The organism is Streptomyces odontomachicola (assembly GCF_039605595.1).
GTDB lineage: Bacteria > Actinomycetota > Actinomycetes > Streptomycetales > Streptomycetaceae > Streptomyces.
In genome coordinates, this window is record NZ_JBCFOK010000020.1 from 47,523 (window position 1) to 64,362 (window position 16,840).

A 16,840-nucleotide genomic window follows, 5' to 3' on the forward strand; every position below is an offset into this window, starting at 1 on the left:
GTACGTACGGAGGCTGCGGGCTCCGGTCGTACGGGGGCGGGGCGCGGGCCGCGGGCGCGGGCCGGGGCGATCGGGATGGTGGTGGGGAGCGCGCTGTCGCTCCAGTTCGGGTCGGCGGTCGCGGCGGGGCTGTTCCCGCGGGTGGGGGCGCTGGGCATGGTGGCGCTGCGGCTGATCTTCTCCGCGGTGCTGATGCTGGTGGTGTGCAGGCCGCGGGTGCGGGGGCACTCGCGTACGGACTGGGCCGTGGTGGTCGGGCTCGGGGTCGCGCTGGGCACCATGAACTCGCTCTTCTACCAGGCCATCGACCGGATTCCGCTGGGTGCGGCGGTCACCCTGGAGCTGCTCGGGCCGCTCGTGCTCTCGGTCGTCGCGTCGCGGCGGCTGCTCAGCCTGGTGTGGGCGGGGCTCGCGCTGGCCGGCGTGTACCTGCTGGGCGCGGGCGGCTTCGCCTCGCTGAACCTCGCCGGCGCGGCCTTCGCGCTCGCGGCCGGGGCGATGTGGTCCGCGTACATCGTCTTCAACTCCCGTACGGGGGCGCGGTTCCCGAAGGCGGACGGGCTGGCGCTGGCGATGGGGGTCGCGGCGGTGGTGAGCGCGCCGTTGGGCGTGGTGAGTGCGGGGGGTGCGTTGCTGGACCCCGTGACGCTGGGGCTGGGCGCGGCGGTCGCGGTGCTGTCCTCGGGCATCCCCTACACCCTGGAACTCTTCGCCCTCCGAACGCTGCCGGCGGGCACCTTCGCCGTCCTCATGAGCCTGATGCCGGTGGCGGCGACGGCGGCGGGCTTCACGGTGCTGGGGCAGCGCATGACCGCCTTGGAGCTCGGCGGCATCGCTTTGGTCATCCTGGCCAGCGCGGGGGCGGTCCGCACGTCACGTTGAGCCCGCGCGTGTGGTCGCGCGCCGTTTGCGCGTCCGGCCCCGCGCGCGTGGTCGCGAACCGTTTGCGCGTCCGCCCTTGCCCGCTGCCGCGGGCTGCCGCGTCGGCGGTTGGCGCGAGCCGCGCTGTCTCCGCCGGACGGCCGCCGCTGGGCTGCTTGCCGCTGCGGCGGGAAAGAGGTGTGGGCTGGGATGGCCCTTGGTCGTCGCAGGGGGACTGCGCCCCTCCCTATGTCCGCCGCAGCGGGACGTGCGTCGAGCGGGTGTCGTCGGCGGTTGGAGCGCGGGCCGGGCTGTCACCGCCGGGCGGCTGCCGCTGCGGCGGGAGGGGGTGCGGGGCTGCAAGCCCCAGACCTGGTCGTATGGGTTGCCGTGCCCGTGCGAGAGCACGCGCCCGGCGGTGTCGCGCGGGCTTCCGCGTAAAGTGTCACGGTGCTGGAGATTGATGATCGGGTCCGGGCCGACAAGGCCTATCGGCTCGCCTGCGAAGGCGAGACCCTCCTGTGGCGCGGGGACTTCCACGGCGCGCGGCAGCTGCTCAAGGCGCTGCGGCGGAGAGTGGACCGCAAGCCGCCCAAGCAGGGCACCACGCCGCGCGAGACCTTCCACCTGTACCGCCAGGCCCAGGGCCGCAAGGCCAGGGTGCTCGGCATGCTGCTCGTGCCCCAGGACGGCGACTGGTCCGTCCCGCTCCGGCGCGCACCCGACGTGCGCGCCGCCTGCACCGCCGCGTACGGCCCCCCGCCCGGCGAACCCCGCACCGTCCCGCTCCGCGAACTCCTCGGCGTGATCGGCGCGTATGAGTGGCAGCGGAAGGGCGTCGAGATCCCCGCGCTCGACGGCGAGCGGATCCACCCCGTGTACGGGGTCTTCTCGCCGGTCAGGGGCGAGTACGTGGATCTCGTGGCCCGCGCAGAGCTGCCCGGCACGGGGACCGCGTACGACATCGGCACCGGCACCGGCGTGCTCAGCGCCGTGCTCGCCCGGCGCGGAGTGCGCCGCGTCGTGGCCACCGACCAGGAGGACCGCGCCCTGGACTGTGCGCGGATGAATATTGCACAACTTGGTGTGGGGGATTCTGTGGAGGTCACCCGAGCCGACCTCTTCCCGTATGAAAAGGGCGAAGAACCCCGCGCCGACGTCGCCGTGTGCAACCCGCCGTGGCTGCCGGCGAAGCCCACCTCGCCGCTGGAGCACGCCGTGTACGACCCGGGCAGCCGCATGCTCAGGGGCTTCCTGGAGGGGCTCGCCCCGCGGCTGGCCCCGGGCGGCGAAGGGTGGCTGATTCTCTCCGACTTGGCGGAGCGGCTGGGGCTGCGCAGCCGGGAGGAACTGCTCGGGTGGATCGGGGAGGCAGGACTGCGCGTCGCCGGGCGCGATGACATCAGGCCACGTCATCCCAGGGCCGCGGGCGAGGACGGCGACCCGCTCGCCGAGGCCCGCGCGGGCGAGGTCACTTCGCTCTGGCGTCTCGCCATCTAACCGGACAGATCCCCATTTGCGGCTGCGGTCAAGGGAGTTGAGGCTTCCTTTACGATCTTCGGACCCTTCCCGTCCCCCGATCGCAGGAGCAGCCCGGCAGTGCGAAGAGTCGAGACCGACGTCCTGGTCGTCGGCAGCGGTCCTGCGGGCGCCACGGCGGCGCTCGCGCTGAGCACGTACGGCGTGCCGAACCTCATGGTCACCCGGTACGGGGCGCTCGCGGACACCCCGCGCGCCCACATCACCAACCAGCGGACCATGGAGGTCTTCCGCGACCTCGGCGTCGAGGCCCAGGTCGTGGCGAAGGCCACTCCGCAGCGGCTCATGGGGAACACCACGTTCTGCACCAGCCTCGCGGGCGAGGAGCTGGGCCGGGTGCGCTCCTGGGGCAACGACCCGCTGATGCAGGCCGAGCACGAGCTCTCCAGCCCCAGCCGCATGTGCGACATGCCACAGCACCTGCTGGAACCGGTCCTCGTGAACGAGGCCGTGTCGCGCGGCACTTCGCTGCGCTACCAGACCGAGTACCTCTCCCACGTACAGGACGAGGAGGGCGTGACCGCGGTCGTCAGGGACCGGTTGCGGGGCGACACGTACGAGATACGTGCGAAATACCTCATCGGCGCCGACGGCGGGCGCAGCCGCGTCGCGGAGAACCTCGGGCTGCCCACGCAGGGCCGGATGGGCGTGGCGGGGGCGCTCAACATCGTGTTCGAGGCGGATCTCACGGAGTACACCGCGTACCGCCCCAGCACCCTGTACTGGGTGCTCGCGCCCTCGGCGACCGTCGGCGGGATCGGCGCGGGCGCGGTGCGCTGCGTGCGCCCGTGGAACGAGTGGATGGCGATCTGGGGCTACGACCTGGAGCAGGGCCCGCCCGCCGTGGACGAGGAGTACGCCACATCGATCGTGCACCGGCTGATCGGCGACGACAGCGTGCCGGTGAAGATCTCCTCGACCTCCACCTGGACCGTGAACCACCTCTACGCGGAGCGGTACGCGGAGGGCCGGGTGCTCTGCGCCGGCGACGCCGTGCACCGGCACCCGCCGTCGAACGGGCTCGGCTCCAACACCTCGGTACAGGACGCCTACAACCTGGCCTGGAAGCTCAAGCTGGTGCTGGACGGCTCCGCCGCACCCGCGCTGTTGGAGACATACGACACGGAACGCGCCCCCATAGGGCGGCAGGTGGTCGAGCGGGCCAACCGCAGCATCGCTGAGACATCCGCCATATTCGAGGCCCTGGACCTCCAGGACGTCGAGGACACCGGCGAGCTCGCGCGCCGCATGGAGGCCCGCAAGGAGCCCTCGGCGGGGGCCGAGGAGCGGCGCGGCCTGCTGCGCGAGGCGATCGCGTCCAAGGTGTACGAATTCAACGCGCACGGCGTCGAGATGAATCACAGGTACGATTCCGCGGCGGTGCTGCCCGACGGCACTCCCGAGGCCGGGTGGGAGCGCGATCCGGAACTTCACCACCAGCCCTCAACCAGGCCCGGAGCACGGCTTCCGCACGCTTGGCTGACGCGGGGGAGGGAGAACCTCTCCACCCTCGACCTCGGCGGAAGCGGAAGGTTCTGTATGCTCACCGGCGTCGGTGGCGACTGCTGGACCCGGGCGGCGGCAACTGCCGCCCGTGACCTGGGTGTTGAGATCGCCACCGCCGTCATCGGTCCCGGGCAGGAGTACGAGGACCCGTACGGCGACTGGGCGCGGCTGCGTGAGATCACCGACGCGGGCTGCCTCCTCGTGCGCCCGGACAACCACATCGCTTTCCGCTTCCCCGGCGCCGATCCCGGCGCGGAGAAGCTCGTTGCCGCTGCACTGCGGCACATCCTCGGCCGTGACTGAGACGCGGACGCGCTCACGATCCGGCCGGACAGGCGACAAGCAAGAGAGAAAGGCGGTCGGCATGGGCCTCTCGCTGCTGCGGCGCAAGTGGACCAAGAGCGGCGGCAGGGGAGCCGGGCTGCTGCCCGAGATCCCCCTGACAGCCGGAGTGTTGGCACTGGAGGCCGTCGACGCGGTCGGCCAGCCCCTGAACGGCGCCGACGTGTCGGTCAAGTCGAACGACAGCGGCCGGCAGGTGATGAAGGGCCGGACGGACCCGTTCGGCATGTTCACCGCAGCGCTGCCGCCCGGCACCTACAACGTGCTGGTCACCGTGGACGGGCTCCAGCCCGCACACCGGACCGTCGAGGTCGTGCGGGGCGAGGCGAGCGGTCTGGAGCGGGTGGCGCTGGAGAGCGCGCAGCCGCTGGACCCGCCGCAGCCCGGCATCTGGCTGTTCGACCCGCCGCACACCGCGATCCGGTTCATCGGCAAGCACGTCGGCATGGCCAGCATCCACGGCCGCTTCACCCGGTTCGACGGGGGCATCCGCGTGAGCGAGCGCCCCGAGGACACCTACGTCGAGTGCACCATCGACGCGTCCAGCATCGCCACGGGCAACAAGACGCGGGACAACCACCTGCGTTCGGCGGACTTCCTGGACGTGGAGAACTACCCGTACATCCACTTCGCGAGCAACCGCTTCGTGAACAAGTCGGGCAACAAGTGGACCGTGCACGGCACCCTCACGCTGCACGGCGTGAGCCGCTCGGTGGCCCTGGAGACCGACTACCTCGGCTCCGTCGAGGGCGGGTACGGCGAGGAGCTGCGCTGCGCGGCGCTGGCCCGCACCGAGCTGCACCGCGAGGAGTACACGCTGAACTGGCGGAACATGCTCGCCAAGGGCATCGCCATCGTCGGCCCCACCGTGCAGCTGGAGCTGGACATCCAGGCGATGCACCGCAACCAGGACACCCCGACTCCGCCGGAGTGAGGTGCCCCGCACGGGCCGCCGCCGGCGCCCCGTGCGCACGTCTCCGGCCCGCGCGCACCGCCCCCCGGGTGCGCGGGCCGGCCCTTTCCCCTTCCGTCCCTGCGGCCTCTTCCGTTACCCGCGCGGGGGTGTTTCCCGCGCCGTACGCTGGTACCCGCAGTGCGGACGGTGCTGTGAAGAACAACTGATGGAGCGGCGGAACATGGCGGAGGACCTGCTCAGAAGGAAGCTCGCGCACGGCTTCGCAATGCTCGACGCCGACGGTGACGGCTTCCTCACCGAGCGCGATCACGAGGTGATGGGCCGCAGGTCGGCGGCGGGCATCGGCATCGCCCCCGGCGACGACTGGGAGATCCGCCTCGAGGACGCGTACCGCGAGGTGTGGCGGCGGGCGCTCCAGCCGCACGCCGACGAGTCCGGACGGCTGGACGTGGACGGCTTCGTGGCGGCCGTGCAGGAGATCGCGAAGGACGCGCAGGCGGCCGAGGAGTCCTTCGGCCGGCTGGCCTCCGCGTACTTCGACGTCGCCGACCGGGATCTCGATGAGTTCCTGGACCTGGACGAGTACCGCGCCTTCGTCAACGGCATAACCCCGAGCCTGGATGACGAGGAGACCGCGCGCGGCTTCGCGCACATGGACACCGACGAGGACGGCGCCATCAGCCGTCCCGAACTGGTCGCCGCCGTCCTGGACTTCTGGACCGGCACGGAGCCCGGCGGCCCCGGCAGCCACTTCCTGGGCGACCCGTCACGCTACGGCGGAGACGCCTGAGCAGCGCGCACGAGCGCCGCACACACATCGGCCCGGCCCCGCACGATCTGCGGGGGCCGGGCCGCGTGTATGGAGGCGGGTCGCCTCGCGCGTCAGTCCTCGCGGCTGGTCACCTCGAGGAGGTGGAAGCCGAACTGGGTCTGCACCGGGCCCTGGACCTCGCGGAGCGGGGCGGAGAAGACGACCGTGTCGAACTCCTTGACCATCTGGCCCGGGCCGAACGAGCCGAGGTCACCGCCCTGCTGCCCGGAGGGGCAGGTGGAGTTCGCCCGGGCGAGCGCGGCGAAGTCCGCGCCGGCCTCGATCTGGGCCTTGAGCTCGGTCGCCTTGTCCTCGCTCGCGACCAGGATGTGACGTGCGGTTGCTGTAGCCATTTATTGCACCTTTCAATATCAAGACAGGTCTTCGTGAATCAGGATTGAACCCTCTCACAGGCGTTCAAGCGGCCCGTAAAAAGAGGTCCGCACCCGGCCCCGCCAGGGACGCCGCGTGCGGCGCCCTGCGGACCGGGTGCGGACCCGAGGACCAAGCGGTCAAGGAAACCGCAGGTCACAGGAGCTGAGGTTCGCTCAGCCCTTCTTGGTCTCCCAGAAGATCTTGTCGATCTGGGCGATGTAGTCCAGGGCCTTCTGGCCGGTGGCCGGGTCCGTGGAACCCTTCGCCGCGCTCAGGGACTTCAGCGCGTCGTTCACCAGCTGGTGCAGCTCCGGGTACTTCTCGAAGTGCGGCGGCTTGAAGTAGTCGCTCCACAGCACCGAGATGTGGTGCTTGGCGAGCTCCGCGCGCTCTTCCTTGATCGTGGTGGCACGGTCGCGGAAGTGCGGGTCCTCGTTGGCCTGGTACTTCTCCTGGATGGCCTTGACCGACTCGGCCTCGATACGGGCCTGGGCCGGGTCGTACACGCCGCAGGGCAGGTCGCAGTGGGCGCTGACCTCGACCTTGGGGGCGAACAGGCGGGAAAGCATGTAAGCCGTCCTTCCTCGTGATCGTCTTCTCACGTGCGAGATTACTCCGTGAGGGAAGGCTTTTCGCGTGTGCCCCCATGGGCTTACGACAAAAGTCCCGCACGGCGGACGGCCGGAGGCGGGAGGACCGGAGGCGGAGAACGGGATGAACGGGCAGCGGGCGCGGGCGAGCCGGGAGGACAGGAGCGCCGGAGAGGGCGGCGTGGGGCCGCTGAAGCGGATCGGTCTCGCCGAGGTCTACAACCCGTCGATGCTGCCGGCGCTGCGCCCGGGTGACCAGCTCGTGGTGCGCTACGGGGCGCCCGTGCGGCCCGGCGACGTGATCGTGCTGCGCCATCCGTTCCAGCACGACCTGCTCATCGTGAAGCGGGCGCTGGAGCGGCGCGCGGGCGGCTGGTGGGTGCAGGGCGACAACCCGCGGGTGCAGAACGACAGCCGCGAGTTCGGCGCCGTCCCCGATGAACTGGTCGTGGCGCGCGCCCTGTTGCGCGTCAGGCCGCCGCGCGGGATTCGCTCGTCCGTGTCATCCGCTGTGGGCTGGGCGCTGCAGTCGGTGCGGCCGACGGGGCGCAGGCGCGTACGCCGCGCCGCCGGTCAGTCCTCGCCGGTCTCCCGGCTCTCGCGCCGCTTGCGCGCCCGGTAGGCGGCGACGTTCGCGCGGGTCGCGCAGCGGTCCGAGCAGTAGCGGCGCGAGCGGTTCGTCGAGGTGTCCAGATAGGCGTTGCGGCACGGGTCGGCCTGGCAGATGCCGAGCCGTTCCACGCCGAGCTCGGTGAGGTGGAACGCCAGGCCCATGCAGGCGGTCGCGGCGTACCCCGCGGTGGCGTTCGCCGGGTGCTCGGCGAGGTGCATGTGCCAGCGCGCGCGGCCCGCGTCGTCCCGCTGCTCGTGTCCGGAGATCTGCGGGCTGGTGGGGTACTCCATGAGCAGCGAGTTGAGCAGGTCGACGGCGCGTACGTGGTCGCCCTCGGCAGCGGCGGTGAAGACGGCGCGCAGCCGGGTGCGGACGGCGCGCAGCCGGGTCACGTCCGCCTCGGTGGAGCGGCGCGCCGCCTGCTGGTTCGGGCCGAAGAGCTCGCGCACCGCCTCGACGGAGGTCAGCGAGTCGGTCCCGCGCCCGGGCTCCTCGGTGTTCACCAGGTGCACGGCCTGATCTGCGTAATAGCTGAGTTCCACGTGTGGTCCTAACGGCTGCGCGCCCTGCGGTGAGCAGGGGACTGGTAATGGCCAGTTGCAGTCGAGGGTATTACGTGGGGGTGCTCCGGCGCCGGGACATGTGCAGGGCCGTGCGCCGGGACATGCGCCGGGCGGTACGGAGCCGTCACTCCGTACCGCCCGGCTGCCGCGCTCGCGGCGATCAGCGGTGCTTACCGGCGCGCGATGCCCTCCGCGCGGGCCGCGGCGGCGACCGCGTGGGTGACCGCGGGGGCCACCCGCTCGTCGAAGGGCGAGGGGATGACGCGGTCGGCGCTCAGCTCGTCCGCCACCACCGCTGCCAGCGCCTCGGCGGCGGCCAGCTTCATGCCCTCGGTGATGTCGGTCGCGCGGACCTGGAGGGCGCCCGCGAAGATGCCGGGGAAGGCCAGCACGTTGTTGATCTGGTTCGGGTAGTCGCTGCGCCCGGTGGCGACCACCGAGGCGTACTTCTTCGCGACGTCCGGGTGGATCTCCGGGTTCGGGTTGGCCATGGCGAAGATGAAGCAGTCCTCCGCCATCGTCGCCACCGCGTCCTCGGGCACCGTGCCGCCGCTGACGCCGATGAAGACGTCGGCGCCCTCGAGTGCCGACTCCAGGGTGCCGTTGAGGCCGCCCTTGTTGGTGAAGCCCGCGGTCTCGCGCTTGATCGCGGTGAGGTCGTCCCGGTCCTCGGAGACGACGCCCTTGCGGTCGCAGACCGCGACGTCCCCGATGCCGGCCTCCACCAGGATCTTCGCGATGGCCACGCCCGCCGCGCCCGCGCCGGAGATGACGGCGCGCAGCGAGCCGAGCGAACGGCCGCTCAGCTTGCAGGCGTTGCGCAGCGCGGCCAGCGTGACGATGGCCGTGCCGTGCTGGTCGTCGTGGAAGACCGGGATGTCGAGGCGCTCCTTGAGCTTGGCCTCGATCTCGAAGCACCGGGGCGCCGAGATGTCCTCCAGGTTCACGCCGCCGAAGGACGGCGCGAGCCGTGCCACGGTCTCCACGATCTCGTCGGTCTCGCGGCAGTCCAGCGCGACCGGGACCGCGTCCACGCCGCCGAACTGCTTGAAGAGGATGGCCTTGCCCTCCATCACCGGGAGGGAGGCCTCCGGGCCGATGTCGCCCAGGCCGAGCACCGCGCTGCCGTCCGTGACGACCGCGACGACCTGGGACTTCCAGGTGTAGTCGGCCACCAGCTCGGGCTGCTCCGCGATGGCGCTGCACACCTTCGCGACGCCCGGCGTGTAGGCCAGGGACAGGTCGTCCGCGTCCTTGACGGGCACGGTGGCCTGCACCGCCATCTTTCCGCCGCGGTGCAGGGCGAAGGCCGGATCGAACGCGTCCTCGCCCAGCCCGTCCTTCGAGTTGACGATCTCCGCTGCCACTTTGTCGAACCCCTTTGTCGAATCTTGTGAGGGTGACCGCTCCTGGTTGGGGAACGGGCGGGCACCGCGTCCGCTGCCGGTCCGGCGGATGGCCGCCGCTCCGGGGGAGGTACGGACGCCGGGCGCGCCGCACACGCGCCCTGGTCCCCGGGTGAGGGGTGTAATCGACCTTTCTACAGGAAGACCGGTGGGCGGGACGACCCGCGACCGTGCGCTGGGCGCCCGCCGGGCCGCCCCTGGTGACGAAGGTCTCAGCGGCGCGGTAAACGGCGCCGTGGCCGAACGGGCCCTCCGTTACCCGATTTTGACATCGCTGGACCTCTTTACGTGCTGAACCCGGTGGCAGGATGCCCCCACTTACACAGGGAGGTACCGGAAATGACCGCACGCACCACCCGTCGGCAGACCCCACCGGCAAAGCGGACGGGGTTATCGCCCCGGCTTCGGACGCGGTCGGCGGTCGCCGGAGCACTCGCGGTCACCGGGGCGCTGCTGCTGGCCGGCTGCGGCGACCAGACCGACTCGGCGGACAAGGGCCCGGCCAAGGACGTGGACACCAAGGCGCCGCTGTACGCGAAGCTGCCGAAGGAGATCCAGGACAAGGGCGCGATCAACGCCGGCACGGACGCCGCCTTCAAGCCCATGGAGTACAAGGCGGGCGAGCGGATAGCCGGCTTCGACCCGGACCTGGGGGCCGCGCTGGGCAAGGAGCTCGGGGTGCCGGTGCGGTTCTCCAACGGCACCTTCGACGGGCTGATCACCTCGATGCAGAGCAAGCGCTACGACATCGTCATGTCCTCGGTCTCCGACACCGAGGACCGGCGGAAGGGCCTGGACGAGAGCGGCAAGAAGGTCGGTGAGGGCATCGACTTCGTGGACTACTTCGACGCCGGTTTCTCGGTGCTCGTGCAGCGCTCCAACCCGCAGCACGTGAAGAGCGTGGACGACCTGTGCGGCAAGAAGGTCGCCGTACAGCAGGGCACCGTCTCGCACGACATCGTGAAGGCGCAGTCGGCGAAGTGCGCCAAGAGCGGCAAGGGCAAGATCGCGCTGGAGCCCTTCGAGAGCGACGACGAGGTACGGGTCCGGCTCAAGGGCGGCGGGGTGGCCGCCAGCGTCGCGGACTACCCGGTCGCCGCGTACGCCGCGAAGAGCGGCAAGGACTTCACGGTCGTCGGCGATCAGATGCAGTCGGGTCCGTACGGAATCGCCGTGGACAAGGACAACAAGCAGCTCAGGGACGCGCTGAAGGCGGCGATGGACAAGGTCATCGCGAACGGCGAGTACGCGAAGCTGCTCGAGAAGTGGGGCCTGGAGGCAGGGGCGGTCAAGAAGGCGCAGATCAACGGTGGTTCGTGAGAACGGCCCCGGGAGGGGGCCCGACGGCGTTCCGCCACCGCTGGCAGGGTCCGCGGTGCCGGGGCCGCCCGCGGAGATCCGCGCCGTCCCCGTACGGCACTACGGGCGCTGGGTGGCGGCGGTCGTGGTGCTGGCGCTGCTGGGACTGCTGATATCGGCCATCGCCAACGCGAACATCGAATTCCAGGTCATTCCGCGTCTGTTGAAGGACGGCACCATCCTCAGCGGGCTCGGCCGCACCGTGCTGATCTCGGTGCTGTCCATGGCCGCGGGGCTGGTGCTCGGGGTCGTGCTGGCGGTCATGCGGATGTCGAAGAACCCGGTGACCTCCTCGGTGGCCTGGGGCTACATCTGGTTCTTCCGCGGCACGCCGGTGTACGTGCAGCTCATCCTCTGGTTCAATCTCGCGCTGCTCTTCCCCTACATCAGCATCCCGGGGATCTACCGGGACGAGATGAGCGACTTCATGACGCCGTTCATGGCGGCGCTGCTGGGGCTCGGGCTGAACGAGGCCGCGTACATGGCGGAGATCTGCCGGGCCGGCATCCAGTCCGTGGACGAGGGGCAGACCGAGGCCGCGCACGCGCTCGGGCTGACCCAGGCGCAGAACATGCGGCGCATCGTGCTGCCCCAGGCGATGCGGGTCATCGTGCCGCCGACCGGCAACGAGTACATCAACCTGCTCAAGACGTCCTCGCTGTGCGCGGTGGTGCAGTACGACGAGCTGCTGCGCACGGCGCGCAGCATCGGCAACACCTCGGGCGCCGTGATGGAGCTGCTGTTCGTCGCGACGATCTGGTACCTGGTGCTGACCAGCGTGTTCAGCGTCGGCCAGTTCTACCTGGAGCGGCGGTACGCGCGCGGCGCGCTCCGCGAACTGCCGCCCACGCCCTGGCAGAGGCTGCGGCGGAACCTGGGCATGCTGCGGCGCCCCGCGGTGCCGCGCGGCCCGATCGGCTCCGGAAAGGGGAGGGGCGCATGACCGCGATGGTGAGGGCCGAGGCGGTGCACAAGTCCTTCGGCGCCGCGCACGTGCTCAAGGGCGTCGACCTGGAGGTGGCGCCGCGCGAGGTGCTGTGCGTGATCGGCCCGTCGGGCTCGGGCAAGTCCACGTTCCTGCGCTGCGTGAACCACCTGGAGAAGATCAACTCCGGGCGTCTTTACGTGGACGGGCAGCTCATCGGATACCGCGAGCACGGCGGCCGGCTCCATGAGCTCAAGGAGCGCGAAGTGGCCGCGCGGCGGCGGGAGATCGGCATGGTCTTCCAGCGCTTCAACCTGTTCGCGCACATGACGGCGCTGGAGAACGTCATGGAGGCCCCGGTCCAGGTCAAGCGCATGTCCAAGGCGGCGGCGCGGGACCTGGCGCGGCGGCTCCTGGACCGGGTGGGCCTCGCGGACAAGGAGGCGAGCTATCCCGCGCAGCTCTCCGGCGGGCAGCAGCAGCGCGTCGCCATCGCGCGGGCGCTGGCCATGGAGCCGAAGCTGATGCTCTTCGACGAGCCGACGTCCGCGCTCGACCCCGAGCTGGTCGGCGAGGTCCTGGACGTGATGCGCGGGCTCGCCGAGGACGGCATGACGATGATCGTCGTGACCCACGAGATGGGCTTCGCGCGGGAGGCGGGCGACCAGCTCGTGTTCATGGACGACGGCTCGGTGGTCGAGTCGGGGGTGCCGCGCGAGGTGCTGGCGGCTCCGCGGCACGAGCGGACCAGGGCGTTCCTGTCGAAGGTGCTCTAGCCGGGGCCTCCCCGGGCCGAGGGGCGGTACGGATCTCCGTACCGCCCCTTCCCGTACCCGCGTGCCGACCTATGCCGCGGCGCGATGCCGCGCGGCTCAGCCGGAGATCTCGCCGGCGAACTCCGTCAGCAGCATCACGCCGAACAGCAGCATCACGGTGCCGGAGATCCGCTCGAACCACAGCGCGCGGCGCGGCGTCAGATAGCGCCGGGCCGCGGCGGCGCCCACCGCCAGGAACAGGAACCACACCCAGGACGCGCTGATCGCCCCGCCGGCGAACAGCGCCCGCTGCGTCTCGGGCTGCGCCGAGATGGTCGCGCCCATCACGCCGACGGTGTCCAGGATCGCGTGCGGGTTGAGCAGCGAGACGCTCACGGTGCGCAGCAGCACGCGGCGCCCGCTCAGCACGTCGCCGCCCTCAAGACCCGCCAGGCCCTCGCGGGCGCGCCAGGACTGCACCCCGAGGTAGCCGAGGAAGAGCGCGCCGCCCAGCAGCAGCGCGGCCCGCAGCCCGGGGAAGCCGTTGAGCAGCCCGGACACCCCGGCGGCCCCGGCCACGATGAGCAGCGTGTCGCAGCACCCGGCGGCGATCACGGCCCAGCCGGCACGGGGCCAGCCGACGGCGAGGCCCTGGCCGACGACGAACACGTTCTGCGCGCCGATCGGCACGATCAGCGCGAGGCCGAGCAGAAGTCCCGCCAGATAGGCGGTGGTCATGCGAGGTCCCCTTCCCCGTTGTGCGTCAGCCCGGTGCGCGGGCGCTCCAGAACGCGCGTACGGTAGCGCAGCCCCGCCGCGTACGCCGGGTCGTGCTCCAGCAGCAGCCGGTGTACGCGGGCGAGTTGGTGGTGCGGGATGCCGGGCCACAGGTGGTGCACCGTGTGGAAGCCGTCGCCGTGCGGGTGGAACAGCAGCCGCTGCACCCGTCCGAGGTTGCTGACCGTGGCGCCGAACACGGTGTCCGCCTCGCGGTACACGTGCTCGCTCGACTCCGCCACGAAGCGCACCACGGGCAGCCCGACGAGGTGGGCGGCCAGCCACAGCGCGGAGGCGGCGACGGCGTGCGCGGCGCCGCCCAGCAGCCACGCCGGGAGCGCCACCGCCACGGCTGCCCAGGCGAACGGGAGGGCGGCGGCGATCGGTGCGCTGCCCAGCGTCGCCAGCCATCCGCGCTGGTAGCGGCCGAAGCGGCGCAGCACCTCGCGGGCGAAGGCGGCGGCGCCTGACACGCCGCCGCTGCGGTCCATGTCCTCCAGGGCCAGCTCCTCGTACCGCAGGCGGTCCGGGTCCTCGGCGGTGCCGAACTTGCCGTGGTGCGCGAGGTGGCTCTCCCGGTAGTCCGCGATGCGCGCGCCGGTGGGCGCGGCCGCGAGGACCGTGGTGAGCACGTCGTTCCATGTCCGGTGCCGGCGGCTCCAGTTGAAGTGGGAGCCCTCGTGCACCAGGTTCTCCAGGCCGCGCAGCTGGCGCGCCGCGAGGACGAGGGCCACGAGGCAGGCGGCGGCGAGCGCGGCGGGGCCCGCCTGCCGTACGGGGTGGCTGGTGGCGGCGAGCAGCAGCGCCGGCACGGAGAGGAAGTCGAAGAGCGCCTGGCCCGCGGTGCGCGCCAGGCGGGTGGTGTGCGCGCGGGCGAGCGCGTCCTTGAGGGCCGCCGGATTGCGGTAGCCGCGTTTGTACTTGGGCCGCGTGGTGTCCGGGTCCTGGGGGCCGGACGGCGAAGAGGGGCGGGTGCGTAACAGTGCCCCGTTGTTCGGAGACATGCTGATGTCCTGCTCTCTCGGTCCTGTGGGTGCAGGAACGCCGCGGAGGCGGACATACGTGGTCCAGGAGAGGGCTGACGGCCGTGTGCTCCCCCGTCGCGCGCTCGCCCCCGTTGCGCCCTGGCCGTCAACGAGTCGGATCATACTCGGACATCGCGGGCGGGCGGATGAACTGTGAGCGTCATTACGGTGCTTGACGCTTCTTGACGGGCGCTTGGGGAGGGGCGGCGGTGATCGGGCGGGGCCGGGCGGTGCGGCGGGGCGGCGAAGCGGGGCGGCGGTTGGCCGTGCCGGCGGTCGGCCGTGCGCCGGCAAGCGGAGTGACGCATTCGGCGCGGCGAAGGGTGGCAGGGCCCGGCGCGCGGGGCTAGCGTCGGGATCATGTTTGCTGCCTACGCCGCGCGTATCGACAAGGACAGCCCGCTCGACGCCCTGGAGTTGGGCGAGAGGCCGGAGCCGACCGCACCGGAGCACTGGACGACCGTCGACGTGAAGGCCGCGTCCCTGAACCGGCACGACCTGTGGTCGCTGGCCGGCGTCGGGCTCGGCGAGGAGTCGCTGCCGATGATCCTCGGCTGCGACGCGGCCGGCGTGGACGCGGACGGCAACGAGGTGCTGCTGCACTCCGTCATCGGCCAGTCCGGGCACGGCGTGGGCCCCCGCGAGAAGCGCTCCATCCTGACCGAGAAGTACCAGGGCACGTTCGCCGAGCGGGTCGCGGTGCCGGCCTGGAACGTGCTGCCCAAGCCGAAGGGGCTGTCCTTCGAGGAGGCGGCCTGCCTGCCCACGGCGTGGCTGACCGCGTACCGGATGCTGTTCACCAACGCGGGTGTCCGGCCCGGCGATTCCGTACTGGTGCAGGGCGCGGGCGGCGGCGTCGCGACCGCGGCGATCGTGCTCGGCGCGGCGGCCGGGCTGCGGGTCTTCGCCACCAGCAGGGACGAGGCGAAGCGCAAGCGGGCCGAGGAGCTGGGCGCCGAGGCGGCCGTGGAGAGCGGCGCGCGGCTCCCCGAGCGGGTGGACGCGGTGATCGAGACGGTGGGCGCCGCGACCTGGTCGCACTCGGTCAAGTCGATGAAGCCGGGCGGCACCCTGGTGATCTCCGGCGCGACCACCGGGCCCAACCCGCCGGCGGCCGAGCTGAACCGGATCTTCTTCCTGGAGCTCAAGGTGGTCGGCTCCACCATGGGCTCCAAGGAGGAACTGGCCTCGCTGGCCAGCTTCTGCGCGGCCAAGGGCATCCACCCGGTGATCGACTCGGTGCTGCCGCTGGACCGGGCGCGCGAGGGCTTCGCGAAGATGTCCGAGGGGGACCTCTTCGGGAAGGTCGTGCTCACGGTCTGAGCCGACGCGGGCCGTCGCGGGCCGTCACGCTCACGCCAGGGCCGGAGGTTCGGGGGGTCAGCGGCGGTGCAGGAGCGCCGCCGCCTCCCGTACCGCCGACTCCACCACCTCGGCGCAGCTCGGCAGGTCGTCGGGCGTGCCGCCCATCAGGCCCGCCACCTGGCCGGCGGCCATGACGCCCGCGTCGGTGCGGCCCTCCACCATGGCGGCCTTCAGGAGCATCGGCGTGTTGGCGGCCAGCAGGGTCTGGGAGAGCGTCAGCCGGCGCCCGTGCCGCAGGGCGCGCCCGTCCCTGAGCATGTCCGCCCAGGACATGCCGGTGAGGCGCCGGAAGGCCGCGGCGTGCCGCACCGCGCGCAGCAGGTTCGCGGCGCGCCCCGAGCGCTCCAGCGCCTCCACCATCTCGCTGCGCAGCATCCGGTGCGGCAGCCCGTCCACCCTGCTGGTGACCGTGACATCGGTGACCGCCGCCTCCAGATAGCGCAGCTTCACCGCGTCCGGCACGGGCGAGTCGCGGGTGAGCAGGAAGCGGGTGCCCATGGCGGCACCCGCGGCCCCGTAGCAGAGTGCCGCGGCCAGCCCCCGGCCGTCGTAGAAGCCGCCCGCCCCGATGACCGGGATCCCCACCGCGTCCGCGACCTGCGGCAACAGCACGGTGGTCGCCACCTGCCCGGTGTGGCCCCCGCCCTCGGAGCCCTGCACGAGCACCGCGTCGGCGCCCCACTTCTCGACCTTCTGCGCGTGCCGTACGGCGCCGACCGACGGGATCACCACGACGCCCGCCTCCTTGAGCCGGGCGATCAGCTCGGGCGAGGGCGCCAGCGCGAAGGAGGCCACCCGCACGCCCTCGTCGATGAGCAGCCGCACGCGGTCCTCCGCGTCCGAGGCGTCCGCGCGCAGGTTGACCCCGAAGGGCGCGCCCCCGGTGGCCTCCCTCACCTCCCGTACCGCGTCCCGCAGTTGGGGCAGCGTCATCGTCGCGGAGGCGACGATGCCGAGGGCGCCCGCGTTCGCGGTGGCCGACACCAGGCGCGGGCCCGCGACCCAGCCCATGCCGGTCTGCACGAGGGGGTGCCGGACGCCGGTGAGCTCGGTGAGGGGAGTGGACAGCGGCGGCGGGCCCCCGGCTGTGTCTCGCGCGTCGGACCCGGCCC

17 protein-coding genes are annotated in these 16,840 nt (G+C 71.9%); 10 read left to right on the top strand and 7 right to left on the bottom strand.

Features of this window, described 5'->3' with window-relative positions:
- The first annotated feature begins 75 nt into the window (after positions 1-75).
- From ABEE00_RS30465 to ABEE00_RS30485, 5 genes are all read left to right on the top strand, one after another.
- A complete protein-coding gene (locus ABEE00_RS30465; protein ID WP_451918700.1) occupies positions 76-882 on the top strand; it encodes an EamA family transporter in 807 nt (268 codons plus the stop codon).
- A 429-nt stretch (positions 883-1,311) separates the two neighbouring features.
- Positions 1,312-2,361 (top strand): class I SAM-dependent methyltransferase, encoded by a 1,050-nt coding sequence (locus ABEE00_RS30470; protein WP_345748969.1) that lies wholly within the window; start codon positions 1,312-1,314, stop codon positions 2,359-2,361.
- Between the two features lie 99 nt (positions 2,362-2,460).
- A complete protein-coding gene (locus tag ABEE00_RS30475) occupies positions 2,461-4,209 on the top strand; it encodes an FAD-dependent oxidoreductase (RefSeq protein WP_345748970.1) in 1,749 nt (582 codons plus the stop codon).
- A gap of 61 nt (positions 4,210-4,270) precedes the next feature.
- Entirely contained in the window at positions 4,271-5,182 is a 912-nt protein-coding gene (locus tag ABEE00_RS30480) for a YceI family protein (RefSeq protein ID WP_345748971.1), read from the top strand.
- Between the two features lie 202 nt (positions 5,183-5,384).
- Positions 5,385-5,954, top strand: a complete 570-nt coding sequence (locus tag ABEE00_RS30485; protein ID WP_345748972.1) for an EF-hand domain-containing protein — start codon at positions 5,385-5,387, stop codon at positions 5,952-5,954.
- Positions 5,955-6,046: 92 nt separating this feature from the next.
- On the opposite strand, the gene ABEE00_RS30490 is transcribed toward ABEE00_RS30485, so the two are convergent.
- Entirely contained in the window at positions 6,047-6,328 is a 282-nt protein-coding gene (locus tag ABEE00_RS30490; protein ID WP_345748973.1) for a peptidylprolyl isomerase, read from the bottom strand.
- Between the two features lie 195 nt (positions 6,329-6,523).
- Positions 6,524-6,919: a superoxide dismutase, Ni gene (gene sodN, locus ABEE00_RS30495; protein WP_345748974.1), complete on the bottom strand. Its 396-nt coding sequence runs from the start codon at positions 6,917-6,919 to the stop codon at positions 6,524-6,526.
- A 145-nt stretch (positions 6,920-7,064) separates the two neighbouring features.
- Here sodN and sodX point away from each other — a divergent pair, with 145 nt between their 5' ends.
- Positions 7,065-7,562 carry a nickel-type superoxide dismutase maturation protease gene (gene sodX, locus ABEE00_RS30500; RefSeq protein WP_451918701.1) on the top strand — a complete coding sequence of 166 codons (498 nt, stop codon included), beginning with the start codon at positions 7,065-7,067 and terminating at the stop codon, positions 7,560-7,562.
- On the opposite strand, the gene ABEE00_RS30505 is transcribed toward sodX, so the two are convergent.
- Positions 7,514-8,095, bottom strand: a complete 582-nt coding sequence (locus ABEE00_RS30505; RefSeq protein ID WP_345748975.1) for a CGNR zinc finger domain-containing protein — start codon at positions 8,093-8,095, stop codon at positions 7,514-7,516. The two genes, sodX and ABEE00_RS30505, sit on opposite strands and share 49 nt — an antisense overlap.
- Before the next feature lie 191 nt (positions 8,096-8,286).
- Positions 8,287-9,483, bottom strand: coding sequence for an NAD(P)-dependent malic enzyme (locus tag ABEE00_RS30510; RefSeq protein WP_345748976.1), 1,197 nt, complete (start codon positions 9,481-9,483; stop codon positions 8,287-8,289).
- A 378-nt stretch (positions 9,484-9,861) separates the two neighbouring features.
- Between ABEE00_RS30510 and ABEE00_RS30515 the strand changes: the two genes are divergently transcribed.
- The 3 genes from ABEE00_RS30515 to ABEE00_RS30525 are packed head-to-tail and all read left to right on the top strand — an operon-like array spanning position 9,862 to position 12,582.
- Positions 9,862-10,842 carry an ABC transporter substrate-binding protein gene (locus ABEE00_RS30515; RefSeq protein WP_345748977.1) on the top strand — a complete coding sequence of 327 codons (981 nt, stop codon included), beginning with the start codon at positions 9,862-9,864 and terminating at the stop codon, positions 10,840-10,842.
- Positions 10,843-10,897: 55 nt separating this feature from the next.
- Entirely contained in the window at positions 10,898-11,824 is a 927-nt protein-coding gene (locus tag ABEE00_RS30520) for an amino acid ABC transporter permease (RefSeq protein ID WP_345748978.1), read from the top strand.
- A 5-nt stretch (positions 11,825-11,829) separates the two neighbouring features.
- Entirely contained in the window at positions 11,830-12,582 is a 753-nt protein-coding gene (locus ABEE00_RS30525; RefSeq protein ID WP_345749060.1) for an amino acid ABC transporter ATP-binding protein, read from the top strand.
- A gap of 96 nt (positions 12,583-12,678) precedes the next feature.
- Here ABEE00_RS30525 and ABEE00_RS30530 read toward each other — a convergent pair whose 3' ends face one another.
- Together ABEE00_RS30530 and ABEE00_RS30535 are read right to left on the bottom strand one after the other, a co-directional pair.
- Positions 12,679-13,299, bottom strand: a complete 621-nt coding sequence (locus tag ABEE00_RS30530; RefSeq protein ID WP_345748979.1) for a LysE/ArgO family amino acid transporter — start codon at positions 13,297-13,299, stop codon at positions 12,679-12,681.
- Positions 13,296-14,342: a fatty acid desaturase gene (locus ABEE00_RS30535; RefSeq protein ID WP_345748980.1), complete on the bottom strand. Its 1,047-nt coding sequence runs from the start codon at positions 14,340-14,342 to the stop codon at positions 13,296-13,298. Before ABEE00_RS30535 ends, ABEE00_RS30530 begins: the two co-directional genes overlap by 4 nt.
- Before the next feature lie 381 nt (positions 14,343-14,723).
- Here ABEE00_RS30535 and ABEE00_RS30540 point away from each other — a divergent pair, with 381 nt between their 5' ends.
- Positions 14,724-15,686 carry a zinc-binding dehydrogenase gene (locus ABEE00_RS30540; RefSeq protein ID WP_345748981.1) on the top strand — a complete coding sequence of 321 codons (963 nt, stop codon included), beginning with the start codon at positions 14,724-14,726 and terminating at the stop codon, positions 15,684-15,686.
- Between the two features lie 57 nt (positions 15,687-15,743).
- Here ABEE00_RS30540 and ABEE00_RS30545 read toward each other — a convergent pair whose 3' ends face one another.
- Positions 15,744-16,796 (bottom strand): NAD(P)H-dependent flavin oxidoreductase, encoded by a 1,053-nt coding sequence (locus tag ABEE00_RS30545; RefSeq protein WP_345749061.1) that lies wholly within the window; start codon positions 16,794-16,796, stop codon positions 15,744-15,746.
- Between the last annotated feature and the right edge of the window lie 44 nt (positions 16,797-16,840).

Coding starts and splice junctions, on each gene's coding strand:
- ABEE00_RS30525 (WP_345749060.1), top strand. CDS start 11,830: ATGGTGAGGGCCGAGGCGGTGCACAAGTCCTTCGGCGCCGCGCACGTG.
- ABEE00_RS30490 (WP_345748973.1), bottom strand. CDS start 6,328: ATGGCTACAGCAACCGCACGTCACATCCTGGTCGCGAGCGAGGACAAG.
- sodN (WP_345748974.1), bottom strand. CDS start 6,919: ATGCTTTCCCGCCTGTTCGCCCCCAAGGTCGAGGTCAGCGCCCACTGC.
- ABEE00_RS30485 (WP_345748972.1), top strand. CDS start 5,385: ATGGCGGAGGACCTGCTCAGAAGGAAGCTCGCGCACGGCTTCGCAATG.
- ABEE00_RS30465 (WP_451918700.1), top strand. CDS start 76: ATGGTGGTGGGGAGCGCGCTGTCGCTCCAGTTCGGGTCGGCGGTCGCG.
- ABEE00_RS30530 (WP_345748979.1), bottom strand. CDS start 13,299: ATGACCACCGCCTATCTGGCGGGACTTCTGCTCGGCCTCGCGCTGATC.
- ABEE00_RS30535 (WP_345748980.1), bottom strand. CDS start 14,342: ATGTCTCCGAACAACGGGGCACTGTTACGCACCCGCCCCTCTTCGCCG.
- ABEE00_RS30540 (WP_345748981.1), top strand. CDS start 14,724: ATGTTTGCTGCCTACGCCGCGCGTATCGACAAGGACAGCCCGCTCGAC.
- sodX (WP_451918701.1), top strand. CDS start 7,065: ATGAACGGGCAGCGGGCGCGGGCGAGCCGGGAGGACAGGAGCGCCGGA.
- ABEE00_RS30480 (WP_345748971.1), top strand. CDS start 4,271: ATGGGCCTCTCGCTGCTGCGGCGCAAGTGGACCAAGAGCGGCGGCAGG.
- ABEE00_RS30515 (WP_345748977.1), top strand. CDS start 9,862: ATGACCGCACGCACCACCCGTCGGCAGACCCCACCGGCAAAGCGGACG.